An 18883-nucleotide genomic window follows, 5' to 3' on the forward strand; every position below is an offset into this window, starting at 1 on the left:
TGCGGGGTTTTCCCACCCAGCGCGAGGTAACGCGTTGCGGGGTGTAACAGGTCGGCGCGGGTGTGCGCCTCATGATCTGCTTAGCGGGTCTGCTTCTGGCAGTCCCCCTACAGCGGACTTCGGATTGTTGTGATTCGAACTGCGCAAGTCAAGTGATCTTGACGGTTTAATTCGGCTCCAGGCCTTCTGCCAGCCGGACGGAAACGTTTGCCCGACAGACGCCACCCCGCCCCCGGAACGACGCGGGGCCGCAAAAGCGGCCCCGACGGATAAACAACAGGAAAATCAGCGAGGTGTGCTAATCAATTGGTCGAACTCGGCCAACAGCTTGCGCAACTGGCGACTCTCCTCCGGCCGATCGCTGTAGACCGTCTCGGCCATCACCAGAATCCCGGAGGCATTGGGCAGTGCCAGGCCTTTTTCGAGAATCTCTTTCATGCGCGGCAGGAAAATCCATTGCAACCACTGCTCGAAGCTCAGGGTGTCAACGGCAAACGGCACGGTACTGGCAAGCGCTTCGATAGTGGGGGGCTCGTTATCCCACCAACCCTGCTCATGCAGTTCGTGCTCGATCAACAGGAGGTGATCGGCAATATCGAGGATTCGCGGATCCATCACAGGTTGACCTGGGCTTTCTGCCGCGCGAGCGCCGCGCCGGCAGCGTCACCCTGCTTTTCGCGGGCCTGGGCGATGATATTCCACAAGCCGGACTGCAGGTCGGGACGGCCATTGGCATAGGTCAGCGCGCGACGAGCCAACTGCTCGGATTGTGCAGCATCCCCCTGGGCCAGGCGCACCTGAGCCAGACGGTAGAGCACCTGAGGCTCGCGCGGCGCGATGCGCTGCGCACGCTCGAGACTGGACGAGGCACCATTGTAGTCGCCACCATTCTGCTGCTGCTGGGCCGTGGTCAACAATGCCAGCACGGGGCCATCCAGCTGCTCGTCGGCAGACAAGCCGCCGCTCGTGGCAGCACGGGGAATGCCGCTAGGGGCGGACGGCATGTTGTAGGTGCCGACATTGGTGGGCTGTGGCGCGTAAGGCTGCGAACTCACGGGCCCCGGAGTGATCGGCCCGGTGCTGATGGCCGCAGGGGCGGTGGATGCGGGGAACGTCTGGATCGGCGCTGCGCCGCTCCCTTGCGGGACCATGACGGTCACTCCGCTGTCCTGCTCGATCGCCTGGGCCTGGCGGGAGCCGACGTTGACGGGAGAAGTCGCTGCGCGATTGGCTGAAATACGCTCGCTGTTGGAAACCCGGGTACTCGAATCCACCACCGGGATGGAGCCGCGCTGCACCGAAGCACAGCCATTGAGCAAAGCCAGCGCCGTCAAGGCAGGAAACAACCACTTGTTCACATCACGTCCTCTTGGCTGATGCTGCTTAGTTCATCCAGCCCTTCACCCAGTCCATGACCGAGTCGGCTGGTGTCTGTTCGCCGCCGCAGGCCGCGCCTGGCGCCGGCTCGCTTCCGCGAATATACGGCATCTGCACTGCACCCGGGCAGCTCGAATCGGAACCCTGCCCGGTATGCGGGTCAAGCCAGGCCTGGACCACGTTATCGGGCATCGGCATGTCCAGGGGCAGCGGGTCGGCCTTGCGCATGAAGCTGGTCCACACCTGCAGCGCGCCGGTGGCGCCGGTGAATGGCGTCTTGCCGTTGTCGTCACGGCCGAGCCAGACCACCGCCAGTAGATCCTGGCTGAAACCCGCGAACCAACTGTCACGGGAATCGTTACTGGTACCCGTCTTGCCCGCAAGGTTCAACGAGCTCGGCAGCACGTTGTAGACCGAGCGCCCCGTACCTTCGCGCATCACTCGCTGCATGGCGTTCTGTACCAGGTAGACCGAGCCTGGATCGAAACGCTGCTGGATCTGGAACGGGTAACGCTTGAGCGGTTCGCCTTCGGCGGTCAGTACGCTGCGGATACCCCGCATCGGGGTGTTGAAACCACCATTGGCCAGCGTCTGGTACATGGTTGCCACCTGCATCGGCGACATGCCGCCAGCGCCCAGAAGCATCGACGGGAACGCTGGCCAATCGACCTCGACGCCCAACCTTCCAATGGTTTTGAGCACGTTCGGCACACCCAGTTCCAGACCAAGCTTGGCGGTCGACAGGTTGTAGGAGTTGGCAAGGCCCTGGTACAGATAAATCGTGCCATGGGCGCGGCGATCGTAATTCTGCGGTTTCCAGACCTGTCCGTCCGCGCCCTTGACCGAGAACGGCTCGTCCTGCACCCAACTGGTGAGGGTGTATTGGCTCGGCTTCTCAAGCGCCGTCAGGTAGACCGCCGGCTTGACCAGCGAGCCAATCGGGCGCACGGCATCTATCGCACGGTTGAATCCGGCGAACCCGGCCTGGCGGCTACCGATCAACGCCTGGACCTCACCGGTTTCCGGGTTGGTCACGACCATGGCAGCCTCGACCTCATCCGCGCCCTTGCGACCGCCCAGGCGCTTGAAGGTGTCAGCCATCGACGCCTCCGCCTTCATCTGCAGAATCGGGTCGAAGCTGGTGAAGATGCGCAAGCCTTCTTCCGTCAAGTCTTCATCACGGTAGTCCTGGCGAAGCTGGCGCTTGACCAGGTCGAGGAAACCGGGGAACGAACTGTCGGCGAGGCTGCCTCGCTTGGTCACGCCCAACGGCATTTTCTTCGCGGCCTCGACCGCTTCCGGTGTGGCGACGCCCTGCTCGGCGAGCAGGTCGAGCACCAGGTTACGCCGCTGCAGGGCGCGCTCCGGGTAGCGCCGCGGGTTGTAGGCCGACGGCCCCTTGACCATGCCCACCAGCAAGGCCACCTGGTGCAACTTCAGCTCCGACAGCGGCTGGCTGAAGAAGAACTGGCTGGCCAGACCAAAGCCGTGAACTGCCCGCTGTCCGTCCTGACCGACGAACACTTCGTTCAGGTAGGCCTCGAGGATTTCCTTCTTGTCGTAGTGCAGCTCCAGCAGCATCGCCATCATCGCTTCGTTGAGCTTGCGACTGAGGCTGCGTTCGTTGGTCAGGAAGAAGTTCTTCACCAACTGCTGGGTGAGGGTACTGCCCCCCTGACGCATGGCACCGGAGGAGGTGTTGACCCAGACGGCCCGGGCGATGGATTTGGGCGATACCCCGAAGTGGTGGTAGAAATCGCGGTCCTCCACCGCCACCAGGGTATCGAGCAGATACGGTGGCACCTGATCCAGCTTGATCAGGATGCGGTCTTCGAGGTTTTTCGGATACAGGCCACCAATCAGCAGAGGCTCGAGGCGAACCACCGCCAGCTTGGCATCGTTGGCCGCACTGAGGCCTGCCACGTAGTCGCCGGAGAATCGCACGCGAACCCGCTGCGCCGGCTCCATGTTTTCATAGAACTGGAAACCGCGGGTGTTGAGGTCGACCGTGTTGCCGTTTACCGACGCCGCGCCGGGACCGTTGGCGACACTTTCGCGGCGATAGCCCAGCGCATCGAGTTCGACGAGGAAGTCGTCCTTGCTCAGCTTCTGGCCGACGAACAGTTCCAGCGGCCGCGCATAGACCTTGGCCGGAATGGTCCAGCGCTTGCCGGAGAATTTCTCCTGGACGACCGCGTCAAGATAAACGGCGAAACCGGCCAGCACGACCAGGCCGACGAGGCTGAGCTTGATCGCCCAGCCGAGCCAGGCGCGAGCGCGGCCAGACGGTTGTTTTTTAGGGGTACGGGAGGATCGGGTACGAGTCATGGGCGCGGATTATACGCACTTTATCGTTCATCGACAGACGCCCTCCGGCGGTTTCCAGACGGCATGCTTGCCGCCATAATGGCCGATTAGAATCCCGTTCGCCCAGAAGGATCGCCCGTGAGCCAAGCCTTGATCGCAGCCCTGCAGAACCCCGCTCTTTTCCCACATCCCGTGTCGGATTTTCGGGTTATCGAGACGCATATTTCCTGGGTCCTGCTCACCGGTGACTACGCCTACAAGATCAAGAAGCCGATGAACTTCGGCTTCCTCGACTTCACCGAGCTGTCCAGCCGTGCCCACTTCTGTGCCGAAGAGTTGCGCCTGAACCAGCGCCTGACCGACGGTCTGTACCTGGAAGTGCTGGCCATCACTGGCAGTGCCGAAGCGCCGCAGCTCGGTGGTGAAGGCACGCCGATCGAGTACGCCCTGAAAATGCGCCAGTTCCCGCAAGACCAGATGCTCAGCACCCTGCAGGCCAATGGTGAACTGACTGCCGCGCACATCGACCAGATGGCCAGGCAGATCGCCGAATTCCACCTGCAGGCACCGCGGGTTTCCGTGGAGCATCCGCTGGGCACCCCGGAAAGCGTGATGGCACCGGTGGAGCAGAATTTCGAGCAGATCCGCCCATTCCTCACCGACAAGGCCGATCTGCAACAACTCGATGCACTTCAGGCATGGGCACGCAGCAGCTTCGACCGCTTGCATGCGCTGCTGGAAAAGCGCAAGGCAGAAGGGTTCATTCGCGAATGCCACGGTGACATTCACCTGGGCAACGCGACAGTGATCGACGGCAAGGTGGTGATTTTCGACTGCATCGAGTTCAACGAGCCGTTCCGCCTGACCGACGTCTACGCCGACGCCGGCTTCCTGGCCATGGACCTGGAAGACCGCGGACTGAAGTCGCTGTCTCGCCGCTTCATCAGCCAGTACCTGGAACTGACCGGCGACTACGAAGGCCTGGAATTGCTGAATTTCTACAAGGCCTATCGCGCGCTGGTGCGAGCCAAGGTTGCGCTGTTCAGCATGCCCGCCGACGCCGACGGTGTGCAGCGCGCCACTACCCTGCGCCAATACCGCAACTACGCCAACCTGGCGGAAAGCTACAGCGCCATTCCTTCCCGCCTGCTGGCTATCACCCATGGCGTTTCCGCAGTCGGCAAGAGCCATGTGGCCATGCGCCTGGTCGAAGCGCTGGGTGCGGTGCGTCTGCGTTCGGATGTCGAGCGCAAGCGCCTGTTCGGCGAGCAGAGCAGCGAAGCCGCCGGCCAGTTGCAAACCGGCATCTACCATGCCGATGCCAGTCAGGCGACTTACGAGCGCTTGCACCAACTGGCCGCGGTGATCCTGCGGGCAGGTTTCCCGGTGGTGATCGACGCCACCTACCTCAAGCAACCGCAGCGTCAGGCTGCCGCTGAGGTCGCCAGCGAAACCGGCGTGCCCTTCCTGATCCTCGATTGCAACGCGCCGGATGCCGTGATCGCCAGCTGGCTGGCACAACGTCAGGCCGACCAGAACGATCCGTCGGACGCGACCCTTGAAGTGGTCGCCGCCCAGCAGGCCAGTCGCGAAGCCCTGAGCAACGAAGAACGCCTGCAGAGCAAGCGGGTGGAAACCAACGAAAGCGACAGTCTGGACGACCTGGTCAAACAGATCCGCCAGCGCCTGCCCGGTCTGTAAAACCTGCCAGAGGCGTGAAGCAGTCCACACTTCCCGCCTCTGCCACATTGCCTCCAGGCCAGTGACACTATAATGCCACTATCAGGCCACCAAGGAGGCTCTCTCATGAATCAACCACGGCAACTCGACAGCGCGCTGTATGCATTGATTCGCGACGAGAAAATCGCGGAGTTCAACCGCGAGAAGCAGGAAGGCGCCAGCATCGATTTTCGCGATGGCGATTTCCGCGGCCTGGATCTGCGCAACCTGAATACCTCCGGCATCGACTTCAGTGGCGCCTACTTCCGTGCTGCCGACCTGCGAGGCCTCGACCTGCGGGATATCCCGCTGGAAGGCGCAAGCCTGGCCCATGCACAGATCTCCGGCGTCTGGTTCCCGCCGGAACTCAGTGCCGACGAGATTCTCATGTCGGTGAATTTCGGCACCCGCCTGCGCTACCGCACCCGCTGAAATATCCCGGCGCACCTGAAACAGGTGCGCCGGGCACACCCTCCCAGCGGTACATGGCAAATCGCCGCGTATTTTCCAAGTGCCGCTACACTCCTCATTGATTATCCGCGACTTCCTCCACAAGACCCGTTCAGCCGGCGCAAGGAGGCTTGATGAACGATGAACTCCAGCACCTGAAGAATCTTGGCAAGACCTCGGCACAGTGGCTGCACGCGGTAGGCATCCACAGCGCGTCCGACCTCCGCCGCCTGGGTGCGGTAGATGCCTATCGGGCAGTACGCAAACGAGGCTTTCGCGCATCGAAGGTGCTGCTGTATGCGATTGAAGGCGCTTTGCTGGACATGCACTGGAACGACATTCCCACGGAACGAAAGGAAGCCTTGAATCTTCAACTCAACGCCGGTGCATCGCCCGCCAAAAAAAATTGATATTAATGAGAAATGCCGGTTGACTTCGAAATGAGAATCGTTATGATTATCACAACTGGTCGCGAGACTGGTTGGATAAGCTGACAGACCTTGGTTCGGACTTTCAGATTATCTCCTCATCAGGCTAATCACGGTTATTGACCCGGCACTTTGCCGGGTCTTTTTTTGCCTGCGATTTCATTGCCGCAGGTCGGCGCAATAATCCTTTTTCGGCAAGGCCGCGGTGAACCAGACAAAATCAGCTACCTGCGGCCCCACCTCTTCGCCTGCCTGAGCCAGCATCACCACCTGCGTACCCTGTTCGGCCCCCAGATCCGCCAGGTGTAGCGGCACGCCGACATCCTTGCGCACATGCTGCCCACCAGCCAGCAAGAGCGAAGGCGCCGGGGCTTCCAACAGACGCTGGGCCATTCGCCGATCACGCTGCTGCTGCACTGCCAGCATCGACGGCAACTGCGCCTCAGGCAGCATGCCGCAGTGCCCCTCACGGACCTCGCTCATGAGCGACTCACGCACCTGTGGCGCGTTGGAGCGTGCTCCGCTCAATTCGGGGCGGGTGCGATAGATCGCCTTCATCTCGTCACGATCGAGATTGGCGGCGAGCACCGGATAGCCTTGGGTGAAGGCGTCACGCAGAATCGGACCATAGAACGCCCAGTCCCAGCCCTGCCGCCAGTCCAGTGCCTGGGCCAGTTCGACGGGTAGCGGATTCTGGGTACGAACAGCGTCGACCCTGGCCTGCTGCACCGGCTCGAGCATTTCCAGCAGCAAGCTGCCCTGCGGCCGATACGAGGCCAGCGACTGCAACAGCCAGCGCTGCAGCGCATGATGATCGGGATTGCCGTGCTGCTCCCCCACCAGCACCCTCGGCGCTTCGGCCAGGCGCTGTACAAGCGCCTCCGGTGTCAGCAGCTTGCCACTGGCCGTCTCGCGAATCTGCCCCAGCTCCGGACGGTCACGACCTTCCGGGCTTTGCCATTCAGGCAACGGTTGCAGCGTGGGGGCCACTGGCGACGTTCCCGCCGAGTGACACCCCGTCAGGCCCCAGGCCAGCAGGATGAGAATGCCGAACGACCGGGACCAGACCATGCGCAACTCCTATCGGGCAATGATGAGCGGATGCCCCCGCTCGGGATGGGTGTGGACCAATACGTCGAGACCGAACACGGCTTTGAGGGCCTCGGGCTGCAGTACCTGTAGCGGTGTGTCCAGGGCATGGGGGCGGCCCTGTTCGAGCAACAGGATACGATCACAATAGCGTGCTGCCAGATTCAGGTCGTGGAGAATCACCAGCACCGCCGCACCGCGATCGGCAAAGCCGCGCACCGCCTGCAGCGTTGTGTGCTGGTGCAGCGGATCGAGCGCAGAGGTAGGTTCGTCGAGCAGCAGCGTCCGCCCCTTCTCGCCGGGCCACAATTGCGCCAGCACCCGCGCCAGGTGCACACGCTGGCGTTCGCCGCCAGACAACGCCAGGTAGCTGCGATCAGCCAGATGCACGGCATCCGCTGCTTCCAGCGCCGCCTGGACGATTTCCCGATCACGATCCCGCCCGGTGCGATGCGGCAGACGCCCCATGCCGACCACTTCCTCGACGCGAAAGGCAAAGCCCAGCGTCGAAGCCTGTGGCAGTACGGCCAGACGCTGTGCTCGTTCATGGCCGGACCACTCGTGAACGGCGCGATCATGAAGCAGAACCCGCCCACGGTGTGGCGCCAGCTCACCACAGAGCGCACCGAGCAACGTGCTCTTGCCTGCACCATTGGGGCCCAGCACACCCAGTACCTGTCCCGGCTCGACCTTGAGCGAAACGGCGTCGAGCACGGTCTTGCGTCCACGCACAACCTGGAGATCTTCGACCAGAAGCATCAGGCTCGTCCCCGCAGCAGCAGATAAAGGAAGAACGGTGCGCCAATGAATGCCGTGACGATACCAATAGGCAGCTCCGCCGGCGCCAGCGCCAGCCGGGCGATAAGATCGGCGAACAGCAAGAGCGAAGCGCCGGCCAGCAATGACGCCGGCAACAGCACCCGATGATCCGGCCCGGCCAGCAAACGGACCAGGTGCGGGACCACCAGACCAATGAAACCGATCAACCCCGCGGCAGCCACCGCCGCGCCGACACCCAACGCGGTACAGAACACCAGTTCCCGCTTGAGTGACTCCACCTCGAAGCCTAGGTGGCGTGCCTCGGACTCTCCCAGCAAAAGCGCATTCAGCGCTTCGGCACGGCGCGGCAGCCAGAACGCAACCGCCGCCGCCACCAGCACCAGCGGCCAGAGGCGCTGATAGCTGGCACCATTGAGACTGCCCAGGTTCCAGAAGGTCAGGGTGCGCAAGGTGGCATCATCGGCCAGGTAGGTGAACAACCCCACCGCCGAACTGGCCAGGGCAGTCAGGGCGATGCCGGCGAGCAGCATGGTGGCGACGCTGGTCTGTCCGTCACGCCGTCCGAGTCGATAGACCAGTGCGGTCACGCCCAGGCCCCCAAGAAAAGCGCACAGCGACAAGAGATAAGGCGCGAACGCTTCCGGTACGCTGCCCAGCCACGCGCTCCCCACGATCGCCACCGCAGCGCCAAGTGCCGCCCCGCTGGAAACCCCGACCAGGCCCGGGTCTGCCAGCGGGTTGCGAAACAGGCCCTGCATCGCCACGCCCGACAGCGCCAGCACCGCCCCTACCGCCAGGCCAAGCAAGATACGCGGCATGCGGATCTGGCCGAGGATCAGTTCGGCCTGTTCCAGGCCTTCGCCATTCATCGGAACACCCACCAGACGCAAACCGGCGCGCAACGTATCCATCAACGGCAGGCTGACCGGCCCCAAGGCCAGCGATAACCAGACCGCCAACAGGCACAGGAGGCTCAGGGCAATGAACAGCGTGCGCGGCTTGACCAGTCGAGTCATGGCGCCAGTTGCGCCCTGGCCGACGGATAGAAGGCCTGAGCCAGGCGTTGCAGGCTTTCCGGCAAACGTGGGCCCAGGCCGCCGACCAACAGGGTCGGGTCCAGATCGATCAGACGTTTTTCCTTCACCGCACGCGAGGCGGCCAGCGCCGGATTTTCCTTGAGCAGCGCCTGCAGGGCCGCATCGCCGGTCAATGCGCGGTCAGCGAAGACCACGACCTGCGGGTTCAGCGCGGCCAGCGCCTCCACGGAAAAGTTCTTGTAGCCCTCGTGGGTCGCCAGGTTGCGTCCACCGGCCTGCTCCAGCAGCCAGTCGCCAGCGGTTCCCTTGCCGGCAATCATCGGCTTGGCGCCCGCGTGGCCCACCAGCAGGATGACCCCGGGCGCCGCCTCAGAACCTCGTGCCGCCTTGATCCTGGCCCCCAGCGAATCCAGTTGCTGACGGTATTCGGCAAAGCGCCGGTCAGCCTGCTCCGATTTGCCAAGGAGCTGCCCGAGGTGTTCGAGATTGCCCTGGACAGCGTCCAGATCGGCCCGGCTGGAGAACAGCTCGACCCTCACACCCGCCCCACGAATCTGCGCCAGCACGGGCGGCGGCCCCATTTCCTCGGTGCCGACCAGCACATCCGGCCGCAGGCTCAATACGCCCTCGGCAGAGAGCTGACGCTGATAACCGATGCTCGGCAGGGCCTTGAGCGCCTCCGGATGTTGACTGGTGGTATCGACGCCAACCAGATGCGATTGCGCCCCCAGCTCGGCAATCCATTCACTGAGCGCTCCACCGGCGCTGACCCAGCGTTGCGGCACCGGGTCGGCGGCTTGCGCCAAGTTGAACACGAGCCCGATACAAAGGGCGATCAGGCTGGCAGAGCGGCGCATAAGGGGCTTCCTTTTCAATCGGGCGAACCGCCAGCGTACGCTTGGCGGTGTGAGAGAGGCATGAGTCAGGGTATAAAGACGCCCGACGCCGCCAAGGCCAGTAATTTGATAATTATTTGCATTTGAGCGTCAAGCCGCCCGCCTCTCCCATGGAGCCCATCGCTCATGCATTTTCTGTGTACCTCCGCCGAACTGGGCGAAGGCCAGAGCCGCGGTTTCACCCGCGACCACCTTGAACTGCTGGGTATCCGCCGGCAGGGCAAGGTCTACCTGTACCGCAACCGCTGCCCACATCGGGGTATTCCGCTCAACTGGCAACCCGACCAGTTCCTCGACAGCAGCGCCAGCCTGATTGCCTGCGCCCGTCACGGAGCACTGTTTCTCATCGAGAACGGCGAGTGCGTGGCCGGCCCCTGCGAAGGCGAAAGCCTGCAGGCGCTGGACGTCCATGAAGACAGCCGAGGTATCTGGCTCAAGGATTGAGCAGAACCGCAAGCGCACGGTCGATGCGCACCTGCTGGCCGTCCAGCGTTACCCCATAGGCCAGCACTTCGACCCCATCGAGCACCGCCGCCCGCAGCGCAATGGCATAGCCAGGATCGATCTCCTCGGCCGGACGAACCGCCTCGATCCCCGTAAGGTTCACGCAATAGAGCTGCACCGCGCGTACACCCTGGCGAGCCAGAGTCGCCAGCTCGCGCAGGTGCTTGGCACCACGCTGCGTCACAGCGTCCGGAAAAGCCGCGATGTCCGAGCCGTCGAAGCCCAGCGTCACGCTCTTGACCTCGACATACGCCGGGCCGGTGTCGAAGGTCAGGTGAAAGTCGATGCGACTCTTCTCTTCGCCATAGGCCACCTCGCGCCGCAACGCAGTGAAGCCCGCCAGTTCCGAGATGACGCCCGCGCGCAGGGCTTCTTCAACGATGGCGTTGGCTCGCCCGGTGTTCACACACGCCAGCCGCCCTTGCGGGGTTTCACTGATTTCCCAGGTGCCCGGCAGCTTGCGCTTCGGATCGTTCGAGCGGCTGAACCAGGCCCTGCCGCCCTCTTTCATGCAATTGAGCATGGAGCCGGTGTTGGGGCAGTGGATCGTCATCTGCTCGCCACTGGCCAGTTCGATATCCGCCAGGAAACGTTTGTAACGGCGCAGCAGGCGGGCCTCTTCAAGTGCTGGATAGAAGTGCATCAGCCCTGCCAGCTCCGCAAACCACGGGCAATACGCTCCACCGCCTCGTGCAGGCGCGGCAAGCCCTGGGTGTAGGCGAAACGCACATGATGACTGGCCTGGTGGCGACCGAAGTCGACGCCTGGGGTAAAGGCGACATGCTCGGTTTCGAGGAAGTGCCGGCAAAACGCGAAGGCATCGCCGCCGAACGCGCTGATATCGGCGTACAGGTAGAAGGCGCCCTGCGGCTCCACGGAGATCCCGAAGCCCAGCTCGCGCAATGCTGGCAGGAGGAAGTCACGGCGACGGGCGAACTCGGCCCGACGCTCCTCGAGAATGGCCAGGGTCGCCGGCTCGAAACAGGCCAGCGCCGCATGCTGGGCCATGCTCGGCGCGCTGATGTAGAGGTTCTGCGCGAGCTTCTCCAGTTCAGGCACTGCCGCAGGTGGGGCAACCAGCCAACCGAGGCGCCATCCGGTCATTCCGAAATATTTAGAGAAACTATTCAGGACGAACGCCTGATCGTCCACTTCCAGAACGCTGGGGGCGTCCATCCCATAGGTCAAGCCGTGGTAGATCTCGTCCACCACCAGGTGACCGTTATGCGCCCGGGTCGCCTGGGAAAGGCCCGCCAATTGGTCGCGATCGAGCACGGTACCGGTCGGGTTGGCAGGGGACGCCACCAGGGCACCGACGGTGTCGTGATCCCAATAGCGCTCGACCAGATCCGGGGTCAGTTGATAGTTGACGTCCGGCCCGACCGGCACCAATTGCGCGCCGCCTTCTACCAGACGCAGGAAGTGCCGGTTGCACGGGTAACCGGGATCGGCCAGCAACCAGTGCTTGCCGGGGTCGACCAGCAGGCTGCTGGCCAGCAGCAGTGCGCCGGAGCCGCCGGGTGTGATCAGAATACGCTGCGGATCGATGCTCAGGCCGTAGCGCCGGGCATAGAAGCCGGCGATCGCTTCACGCAGCGCAGGCAGGCCGCGAGCCGCCGTGTAGCGGGTATGGCCGGCGGCCAGGGCAGCCTGCCCGGCTTCGACGATGGGCGCGGCGGTGGAGAAATCCGGCTCGCCTATTTCCAGGTGGATCACATCATGGCCCGCAGCCTGCAGCTCGTTGGCGCGCGCCAGCAGTGCCATGACGTGGAAGGGTTCGATGGCGCGACTGCGCGCACTGTAGGGCTGAGCCATTTGGCCTTCTCTCAATAGGGTCTAAACTTCGGATTCTACCCGCGCGTTGCAGCGAACGTACGGGTAAAGCTCGCTGTCCTACCGGAGATAACCGGGAGTAGCGCACCCCGGTCCTATCTGGTAAGTTCGGCGGCTCGCAGTCGCAGGGCCGGCGGGCGCCGGAGATGGAAGTAAGCCTGCGCATTGGATCAGATGAGTGAGAGGCGGTCTATTCATGTCCACCGTAGAAAAGCAAAAAGTCAGTCAATCCATGTACGGTGTCGAGCCCTATGTCGAGACCAAAGGTGAGGAGTACATGGGCGAGCCCATGAAGAATCACTTCATCAAGCTGCTCGGTGCCTGGAAACTGGAACTGATGACCAGCGTGGATCGCACCGTGGACCACATGAAGGACGAAGCCGCCAACTTCCCCGACCCGGCAGACCGCGCCAGCCAGGAAGAAGAATTCGCCCTTGAGCTGCGCAACCGCGATCGCGAGCGCAAGCTGATCAAGAAAATCGACAAGACCCTCGACAAGATCAAGGAAGACGAATACGGCTGGTGCGACGCCTGTGGCGTGGAAATCGGCCTGCGTCGCCTGGAAGCACGCCCCACCGCAGACCTCTGCTTCGACTGCAAGGAACTGGCGGAGAAAAAGGAAAAGACAGTCGGCAAAGGCTGATCACGACCGCTACAGAACGGGGCGCATCTTGCGCCCCGTTTCATTTATAGACTCCGGCATTCACCATGACCCCGTCACGCTATATCGGGCGTTTCGCCCCAACGCCCAGTGGCTTGCTGCACTTCGGCTCGCTGGTCGCGGCCCTCGCTTCCTGGCTCGACGCCCGCGCCGCCGGTGGCCGTTGGCTGTTGCGCATGGAAGATATCGACCCCCCTCGCGAAGCCCCCGGCGCCCAGTCGGCGATTCTCAGAACCCTCGAAAACTACGGCCTGGAATGGGACGGCGAGGTGGTCTACCAACATGATCGCCATGATGCCTACGCCGAGGTGGTGGACCGCCTGCTCCGCCAGGGCCTGGCCTATGCCTGCACCTGCTCGCGCAAGCAACTGGAAGGCTACAACGGCATCTACCCCGGCCTGTGCCGCAATCTCTGCCACTCCCGCGAAGGGGCCGCAATCCGTCTGCGGGTGCCGGAACTGACCTACCGCTTCACCGATCGCGTCCAGGGCCTCGTCGAACAGCACCTGGGCCGGGAAGTGGGCGATTTCGTCATCCAGCGCCGCGATGGCCTGTACGCCTACCAACTGGCGGTGGTGCTGGACGATGCCTGGCAGGGTGTGACCGATATCGTTCGCGGCGCCGACCTGCTGGACAACACCCCGCGTCAGCTGTACCTGCAGGAGCTGCTCGGGCTGCCGCAGCCGCGCTACCTCCATGTGCCGCTGATCACCCAGCCGGACGGCCACAAGCTGGGCAAATCCTATCGCTCCGAACCGCTGCCCTCGGAGCAGGCTGCGCCCTTGCTGCTGCGGGCCCTGCGTGCACTGGGGCAAACCACCGACGAGGCGATGGCCAGCGCCAGCCCGCACGACGTGCTGCGCCATGCCGCCGCGCACTGGGATGCCGATGCCATTCCACGCACACCGAGCCTGCCCGAAGCGCAACTGCGATGAGGCGCGGCCGGAAAACGGAAAGACCAATGAATTCAATTCCTTGGAGCGTGATGTCACGCCCGTTTGCAGGCGCCGGTGCTTCCGTTACCATCGCCACAGTTTTGCGCCAATAATAAGTCCAGCTCGCAGCGCCAAAAACCAATGAGGCCAGCATGTACATCTATCGTTTGGTCCTGCTTCTGGTGGTGGGGATCTACCTGTTCTCCCCGGCCATCATGGACTGGTGGATCGACCCGACCGGTGCCTGGTATCGCCCTTACCTGCTCTGGCTGATCCTGATCGTCGTGACCTTTATCCTGCAGAGCCAACGTGATGCCGATGAGCTTTAGCCTGACCCAGATGATCCTGATCAGCGCCGCCTACCTGCTGGTGCTGTTCGGCGTAGCCTGGATCAGCGAACGCGGCATGATCCCCCGGGCGATCATCCGTCACCCCCTGACCTACACACTCTCGCTGGGCGTCTATGCCAGCGCCTGGGCTTTCTACGGCACGGTTGGCCTGGCTTACCAGTACGGCTACGGCTTCCTCGCCTGCTACCTCGGCGTGTCGGGCGCCTTCCTGCTGGCGCCGGTGTTGCTGTACCCGATCCTGAAGATCACCCGCACCTACCAGCTTTCCTCCCTGGCCGACCTCATTGCGTTCCGCTTCCGCAGCACCTGGGCCGGGGCACTGACCACGGTGTTCATGCTGATCGGCGTGCTGCCCCTGCTGGCGCTACAGATCCAGGCCGTCGCCGACTCCATCAGCATCCTCACCGGCGAGCCGGTGAAAAGCCGCGTGGCCCTGGCCTTCTGCGCCATGATCACGCTGTTCACCATCTTCTTCGGCTCCCGGCACATCGCAACCCGCGAGAAACACGAAGGCCTGGTGTTCGCCATCGCCTTCGAGTCCGTGGTCAAGCTGCTGGCCCTGGGCGGCATCGGCCTGTACGCCCTGTATGGCGTGTTCGGTGGCCCACACCAATTGGAAGTCTGGCTGCTGCAGAACCAGACCGCCCTCGCCGCCCTGCACACCCCGCTTCAGGAAGGCCCGTGGCGCACCCTGCTGCTGGTGTTCTTCGCCTCGGCCATCGTGATGCCGCACATGTACCACATGGCCTTTACCGAAAACCTCAATCCACGCTCGCTGGTCAGCGCCAGCTGGGGCCTGCCGCTATTCCTGCTGTTGATGAGCCTGGCGGTGCCGCTGATTCTCTGGGCCGGCCTGAAGCTGGGCGCCAGCACTCATCCGGAATTCTTCACCCTCGGCCTGGGCATCGCCGCCAATAACGAGACGCTGGCCCTGCTTGCCTATGTCGGCGGACTTTCAGCGGCCAGCGGGTTGATCATCGTCACCACCCTGGCGCTATCGGGCATGGCCCTCAACCACCTGGTGCTGCCGCTGTATCAGCCGCCGGCCGAGGGCAATATCTATCGCTGGCTGAAATGGACCCGTCGCGCCCTGATCGTCGCCATCATCGCCGCCGGCTTCGGCTTCTACCTGCTGCTCGGCGCGCAGCAGGAACTGGCCAACCTTGGTATCGTCGCCTTCGTCGCAACCTTGCAGTTCCTGCCTGGCGTGCTGTCGGTACTGTACTGGCCGACCGCCAATCGTCGCGGCTTCATTGCCGGACTGCTCGCGGGCATCACCGTCTGGATGGTGACCATGCTGTTGCCACTGGTAGGCAACCTGCAGGGTTTCTACATTCCGCTGCTGAACATGATCTACGTGCTCGACGACACCAGTTGGCACATGGCAGCGATCGCCTCGCTGGCCGCCAACGTCTTGTTGTTCACACTCATTTCACTGTTCACCAACGCCAGTGCCGAAGAAGTTTCCGCTGCCGAAGCCTGCGCCGTGGACAACGTGCGTCGCCCACAGCGCCGCGAGTTGCATGCCGCCTCGCCACAGGAATTCGCCACCCAGCTGGCCAAGCCGCTCGGCGCCAAGGCGGCCCAGAAGGAAGTCGAGCAGGCGCTGCGCGACCTCTACCTGCCCTTCGACGAACGCCGCCCCTACGCCCTGCGCCGCCTGCGCGACCGGATCGAGGCCAACCTTTCCGGGCTGATGGGCCCCAGCGTGGCCCAGGACATGGTCGAGACCTTCCTGCCCTACAAGTCGGGCAGCGAAAACTACGTGACCGAAGACATCCATTTCATCGAGAGCCGGCTCGAGGACTATCACTCCCGCCTCACCGGGCTTGCCGCCGAACTGGATGCCCTGCGCCGTTACCACCGACAGACCCTGCAAGAATTGCCCATGGGTGTCTGCTCCCTGGCCAAGGACCAGGAAATCCTCATGTGGAACAAGGCGATGGAAGAGCTCACCGGCATCCCCGCCAAACGCGTGGTCGGCTCGCGCCTGACAACCATCGTCGAACCGTGGCGCGGCCTCCTGCTGGGCTTCATCAACGTGCCCGACGAACACCTGCACAAGCAGCGCCTGGCGCTGGACGGCCAGACCCGCTGGCTGAACCTGCACAAGGCCGCCATCGATGAGCCCCTGGCGCCCGGTAACAGCGGCCTGGTGCTGCTGGTGGAAGACCTCACAGAAACGCAAATGCTGGAAGACAAGCTGGTGCACTCCGAGCGCCTGGCCAGCATCGGCCGGCTGGCTGCCGGTGTCGCTCACGAGATCGGCAACCCGGTCACCGGCATCGCCTGCCTGGCGCAGAACCTGCGCGAAGAACGCGAGGAAGACGGTGAAATCACCGAGCTGAGCAGCCAGATCCTTGAGCAGACCAAGCGCATCTCGCGCATCGTCCAGTCGCTGATGAGCTTCGCCCACGCCGGGAGTCACCAGCACAGTGACGAGCCGGTGTGCCTGGCCGAGGTCGCACAGGACGCCATCGGTCTGCTGGCGTTGAACCGGCGCAATTTCGAAGTACAGTTCTTCAACCTGTGCGATCCCGAGCATTGGGTCGAGGGTGATCCCCAGCGCCTCGCCCAGGTGCTCATCAACCTGCTCTCCAATGCCCGCGATGCGTCGCCTGCCGGTGCTGCGGTGCGGGTCAAGAGCGAGGCGAGTGAACACACCGTCGACCTGATCGTCGAAGACGAAGGTAGCGGCATTCCCAAGAACATCATGGACCGTCTGTTCGAACCCTTCTTCACCACCAAGGATCCGGGCGAGGGAACCGGCCTGGGGCTCGCTCTGGTCTATTCCATCGTGGAAGAGCATTATGGACAGATCACCATCGACAGCCCGGCCGATGTTCAACGCCAGCGCGGCACCCGTATCCGCGTCACCCTGCCACGTCATGTCGAAGCGACGTCCGCTGTGAACTGAGACCGTCGAGAGAATTGAATCAATGCCTCACATTCTGATCGTCGAAGACGAAACCATCATCCGTTCCGCCCTGCGCCGCCTGCTGGAGCGTAATCAGTACCAGGTCAGCGAAGCGGGCTCGGTCCAGGAAGCCCAGGAACGCTTCAGTATCGCCACCTTCGACCTCATCGTCAGTGACCTGCGCCTGCCCGGCGCCCCGGGTACCGAGCTGATCAAGCTGGGCCAGGGCACACCTGTGCTGATCATGACCAGCTACGCCAGCCTGCGCTCGGCGGTGGATTCGATGAAGATGGGTGCGGTCGACTACATCGCCAAACCGTTCGACCACGATGAAATGCTCCAGGCGGTCGCGCGCATCCTGCGCGATCGGCAGAATGCGCCTGCGGCCCCTGTCGAGCGCCCCAACGGCAAGGCGCCAGCGACCGAGAAGGCTGCCGCCGGCAACGCCAATGGCGAAATCGGCATCATCGGCTCCTGTCCGCCCATGCAGGATCTCTACAGCAAGATCCGCAAGGTCGCCCCCACCGACTCCAACGTGCTGATCCAGGGCGAGTCGGGCACCGGCAAGGAGCTGGTCGCCCGCGCCCTGCACAACCTCTCTCGCCGCGCCAAAGCGCCAATGATCTCGGTGAACTGTGCGGCCATTCCGGAAACCTTGATCGAATCCGAGCTGTTCGGCCACGAGAAAGGCGCCTTTACCGGTGCCAGCGCCGGGCGGGCAGGCCTGGTTGAAGCGGCTGACGGAGGCACGCTGTTCCTCGACGAGATTGGCGAACTGCCCCTGGAAGCCCAGGCTCGCCTGCTGCGGGTGCTGCAGGAAGGCGAGATTCGCCGGGTTGGCTCGGTGCAGTCGCAGAAGGTTGACGTACGCCTGATCGCCGCGACCCACCGCGACCTGAAGAACCTGGCCAAGGTCGGCCAGTTCCGTGAAGACCTTTACTACCGCCTGCACGTCATTGCGCTGAAGTTGCCGGCGCTGCGCGAGCGCGGCGCTGACGTCAACGAGATCGCCAACGCGTTCCTGGCCCGTCAGGCTGCCCGTATCGGGCGCAACGACCTGAAGTTTGCCCACGATGCCGAACAGGCGATCCGCCACTACTCCTGGCCGGGCAACGTGCGGGAACTGGAGAACGCCGTGGAGCGGGCAGTGATCCTGTGCGAGAGTCCGGAAATATCGGCCGACCTGCTGGGGATCGATATCGAGTTGGCTGACCTGGAAGACGATGAGCGCTTCGACAACCTGCCGGCCGTCACCGCCCCGGCCAACGCCACCAGCCACGAGCCGACCGAAGACCTGTCGCTGGAGGATTACTTCCAGCACTTCGTGCTCGAGCACCAGGACCACATGACCGAGACCGAGCTGGCACGCAAGCTCGGGGTCAGCCGCAAGTGCCTGTGGGAGCGCCGTCAGCGCCTGGGCATTCCGCGACGCAAGAGCGGCGCCACCAGCGAAAGCTGAGGTGCGTCCGACACGCGGGCGTTCCCCCATGGGGTAACACCGCGTTTCGGCCAAAAACTGTTACCTCACCTTGAGGACGTAACAAAAGCCGGGGCTTACGGTAACGAAACCCCGGCTTTTTTTCGCCCTGGGTTCACCCGA

General features: G+C 63.3%; 18 protein-coding genes. 9 read left to right on the forward strand and 9 right to left on the reverse strand.

Annotated features, from left to right (window positions below):
* Positions 1-285: 285 nt before the first annotated feature.
* From AC05QJ_RS27575 to mrcB, 3 genes are read right to left on the reverse strand one after another with little or no spacing between them, the layout of a single operon-like run.
* Positions 286-618, reverse strand: a complete 333-nt coding sequence (locus AC05QJ_RS27575; protein ID WP_476744374.1) for a YqcC family protein — start codon at positions 616-618, stop codon at positions 286-288.
* On the reverse strand, positions 615-1358 hold the full coding sequence (locus AC05QJ_RS27580) for a tetratricopeptide repeat protein (protein ID WP_476744375.1): 744 nt from the start codon (positions 1356-1358) through the stop codon (positions 615-617). The genes AC05QJ_RS27575 and AC05QJ_RS27580 overlap by 4 nt, the downstream gene beginning before the upstream one ends.
* 25 nt (positions 1359-1383) lie before the next feature.
* Positions 1384-3705 carry a penicillin-binding protein 1B gene (mrcB, locus tag AC05QJ_RS27585; protein ID WP_476744376.1) on the reverse strand — a complete coding sequence of 774 codons (2322 nt, stop codon included), beginning with the start codon at positions 3703-3705 and terminating at the stop codon, positions 1384-1386.
* Positions 3706-3822: 117 nt separating this feature from the next.
* On the opposite strand from mrcB, the gene AC05QJ_RS27590 reads away from it, so the two are divergent.
* The 3 genes from AC05QJ_RS27590 to AC05QJ_RS27600 all read left to right on the forward strand — a co-directional run bounded on the left by AC05QJ_RS27590 (position 3823) and on the right by AC05QJ_RS27600 (position 6263).
* Complete coding sequence (locus AC05QJ_RS27590; RefSeq protein ID WP_476744377.1) at positions 3823-5385, forward strand: bifunctional aminoglycoside phosphotransferase/ATP-binding protein; 1563 nt, start codon at positions 3823-3825, stop codon at positions 5383-5385.
* Positions 5386-5490: 105 nt separating this feature from the next.
* On the forward strand, positions 5491-5835 hold the full coding sequence (locus tag AC05QJ_RS27595) for a pentapeptide repeat-containing protein (protein ID WP_476744378.1): 345 nt from the start codon (positions 5491-5493) through the stop codon (positions 5833-5835).
* A 152-nt stretch (positions 5836-5987) separates the two neighbouring features.
* The gene (locus AC05QJ_RS27600) at positions 5988-6263 is read left to right on the forward strand and encodes a TfoX/Sxy family protein (protein ID WP_476744379.1); all 276 of its coding nucleotides are present in this window, start codon (positions 5988-5990) and stop codon (positions 6261-6263) included.
* 177 nt (positions 6264-6440) lie between these two features.
* Here the strand turns inward: AC05QJ_RS27600 and AC05QJ_RS27605 are convergent, their stop codons facing one another.
* The 4 genes from AC05QJ_RS27605 to AC05QJ_RS27620 are packed head-to-tail and all read right to left on the reverse strand — an operon-like array spanning position 6441 to position 10044.
* Positions 6441-7358 (reverse strand): ChaN family lipoprotein, encoded by a 918-nt coding sequence (locus AC05QJ_RS27605; RefSeq protein WP_476744380.1) that lies wholly within the window; start codon positions 7356-7358, stop codon positions 6441-6443.
* Positions 7359-7361: 3 nt separating this feature from the next.
* Positions 7362-8129, reverse strand: coding sequence for a heme ABC transporter ATP-binding protein (locus tag AC05QJ_RS27610; RefSeq protein WP_476744381.1), 768 nt, complete (start codon positions 8127-8129; stop codon positions 7362-7364).
* Entirely contained in the window at positions 8129-9112 is a 984-nt protein-coding gene (locus AC05QJ_RS27615) for a FecCD family ABC transporter permease (protein WP_476748023.1), read from the reverse strand. Before AC05QJ_RS27615 ends, AC05QJ_RS27610 begins: the two co-directional genes overlap by 1 nt.
* Positions 9113-9162: 50 nt before the next feature.
* Positions 9163-10044 carry a heme/hemin ABC transporter substrate-binding protein gene (locus AC05QJ_RS27620; RefSeq protein WP_476744382.1) on the reverse strand — a complete coding sequence of 294 codons (882 nt, stop codon included), beginning with the start codon at positions 10042-10044 and terminating at the stop codon, positions 9163-9165.
* Positions 10045-10209: 165 nt separating this feature from the next.
* Here AC05QJ_RS27620 and AC05QJ_RS27625 point away from each other — a divergent pair, with 165 nt between their 5' ends.
* Positions 10210-10527, forward strand: a complete 318-nt coding sequence (locus tag AC05QJ_RS27625) for a Rieske (2Fe-2S) protein (protein ID WP_476744383.1) — start codon at positions 10210-10212, stop codon at positions 10525-10527.
* Here the strand turns inward: AC05QJ_RS27625 and sfsA are convergent.
* A complete protein-coding gene (gene sfsA / locus AC05QJ_RS27630; protein WP_476744384.1) occupies positions 10517-11230 on the reverse strand; it encodes a DNA/RNA nuclease SfsA in 714 nt (237 codons plus the stop codon). The two genes, AC05QJ_RS27625 and sfsA, sit on opposite strands and share 11 nt — an antisense overlap.
* The gene (locus tag AC05QJ_RS27635) at positions 11230-12402 is read right to left on the reverse strand and encodes a pyridoxal phosphate-dependent aminotransferase (protein WP_476744385.1); all 1173 of its coding nucleotides are present in this window, start codon (positions 12400-12402) and stop codon (positions 11230-11232) included. The genes sfsA and AC05QJ_RS27635 overlap by 1 nt, the downstream gene beginning before the upstream one ends.
* Positions 12403-12616: 214 nt before the next feature.
* Here AC05QJ_RS27635 and dksA point away from each other — a divergent pair, with 214 nt between their 5' ends.
* From dksA to AC05QJ_RS27660, 5 genes are all read left to right on the forward strand, one after another.
* Positions 12617-13063 carry an RNA polymerase-binding protein DksA gene (gene dksA, locus AC05QJ_RS27640; RefSeq protein WP_476744386.1) on the forward strand — a complete coding sequence of 149 codons (447 nt, stop codon included), beginning with the start codon at positions 12617-12619 and terminating at the stop codon, positions 13061-13063.
* Between the two features lie 65 nt (positions 13064-13128).
* Positions 13129-14016 (forward strand): tRNA glutamyl-Q(34) synthetase GluQRS, encoded by an 888-nt coding sequence (gene gluQRS / locus AC05QJ_RS27645; protein ID WP_476744387.1) that lies wholly within the window; start codon positions 13129-13131, stop codon positions 14014-14016.
* Positions 14017-14168: 152 nt separating this feature from the next.
* On the forward strand, positions 14169-14345 hold the full coding sequence (locus AC05QJ_RS27650) for a hypothetical protein (RefSeq protein WP_010796831.1): 177 nt from the start codon (positions 14169-14171) through the stop codon (positions 14343-14345).
* Positions 14329-17283, forward strand: coding sequence for a sensor histidine kinase (locus AC05QJ_RS27655; protein WP_476744388.1), 2955 nt, complete (start codon positions 14329-14331; stop codon positions 17281-17283). Before AC05QJ_RS27650 ends, AC05QJ_RS27655 begins: the two co-directional genes overlap by 17 nt.
* Before the next feature lie 22 nt (positions 17284-17305).
* Positions 17306-18742 (forward strand): sigma-54-dependent transcriptional regulator, encoded by a 1437-nt coding sequence (locus tag AC05QJ_RS27660; RefSeq protein WP_476744389.1) that lies wholly within the window; start codon positions 17306-17308, stop codon positions 18740-18742.
* Positions 18743-18883 lie beyond the last annotated feature (141 nt).

This window comes from Pseudomonas sp. TUM25319, from assembly GCF_056388475.1.

Coding starts and splice junctions, on each gene's coding strand:
- sfsA (WP_476744384.1), bottom strand. CDS start 11,230: ATGCACTTCTATCCAGCACTTGAAGAGGCCCGCCTGCTGCGCCGTTAC.
- dksA (WP_476744386.1), top strand. CDS start 12,617: ATGTCCACCGTAGAAAAGCAAAAAGTCAGTCAATCCATGTACGGTGTC.
- AC05QJ_RS27595 (WP_476744378.1), top strand. CDS start 5,491: ATGAATCAACCACGGCAACTCGACAGCGCGCTGTATGCATTGATTCGC.
- AC05QJ_RS27660 (WP_476744389.1), top strand. CDS start 17,306: ATGCCTCACATTCTGATCGTCGAAGACGAAACCATCATCCGTTCCGCC.
- mrcB (WP_476744376.1), bottom strand. CDS start 3,705: ATGACTCGTACCCGATCCTCCCGTACCCCTAAAAAACAACCGTCTGGC.
- AC05QJ_RS27600 (WP_476744379.1), top strand. CDS start 5,988: ATGAACGATGAACTCCAGCACCTGAAGAATCTTGGCAAGACCTCGGCA.
- AC05QJ_RS27625 (WP_476744383.1), top strand. CDS start 10,210: ATGCATTTTCTGTGTACCTCCGCCGAACTGGGCGAAGGCCAGAGCCGC.
- AC05QJ_RS27610 (WP_476744381.1), bottom strand. CDS start 8,129: ATGCTTCTGGTCGAAGATCTCCAGGTTGTGCGTGGACGCAAGACCGTG.
- AC05QJ_RS27620 (WP_476744382.1), bottom strand. CDS start 10,044: ATGCGCCGCTCTGCCAGCCTGATCGCCCTTTGTATCGGGCTCGTGTTC.
- AC05QJ_RS27635 (WP_476744385.1), bottom strand. CDS start 12,402: ATGGCTCAGCCCTACAGTGCGCGCAGTCGCGCCATCGAACCCTTCCAC.
- AC05QJ_RS27655 (WP_476744388.1), top strand. CDS start 14,329: ATGCCGATGAGCTTTAGCCTGACCCAGATGATCCTGATCAGCGCCGCC.
- gluQRS (WP_476744387.1), top strand. CDS start 13,129: ATGACCCCGTCACGCTATATCGGGCGTTTCGCCCCAACGCCCAGTGGC.
- AC05QJ_RS27650 (WP_010796831.1), top strand. CDS start 14,169: ATGTACATCTATCGTTTGGTCCTGCTTCTGGTGGTGGGGATCTACCTG.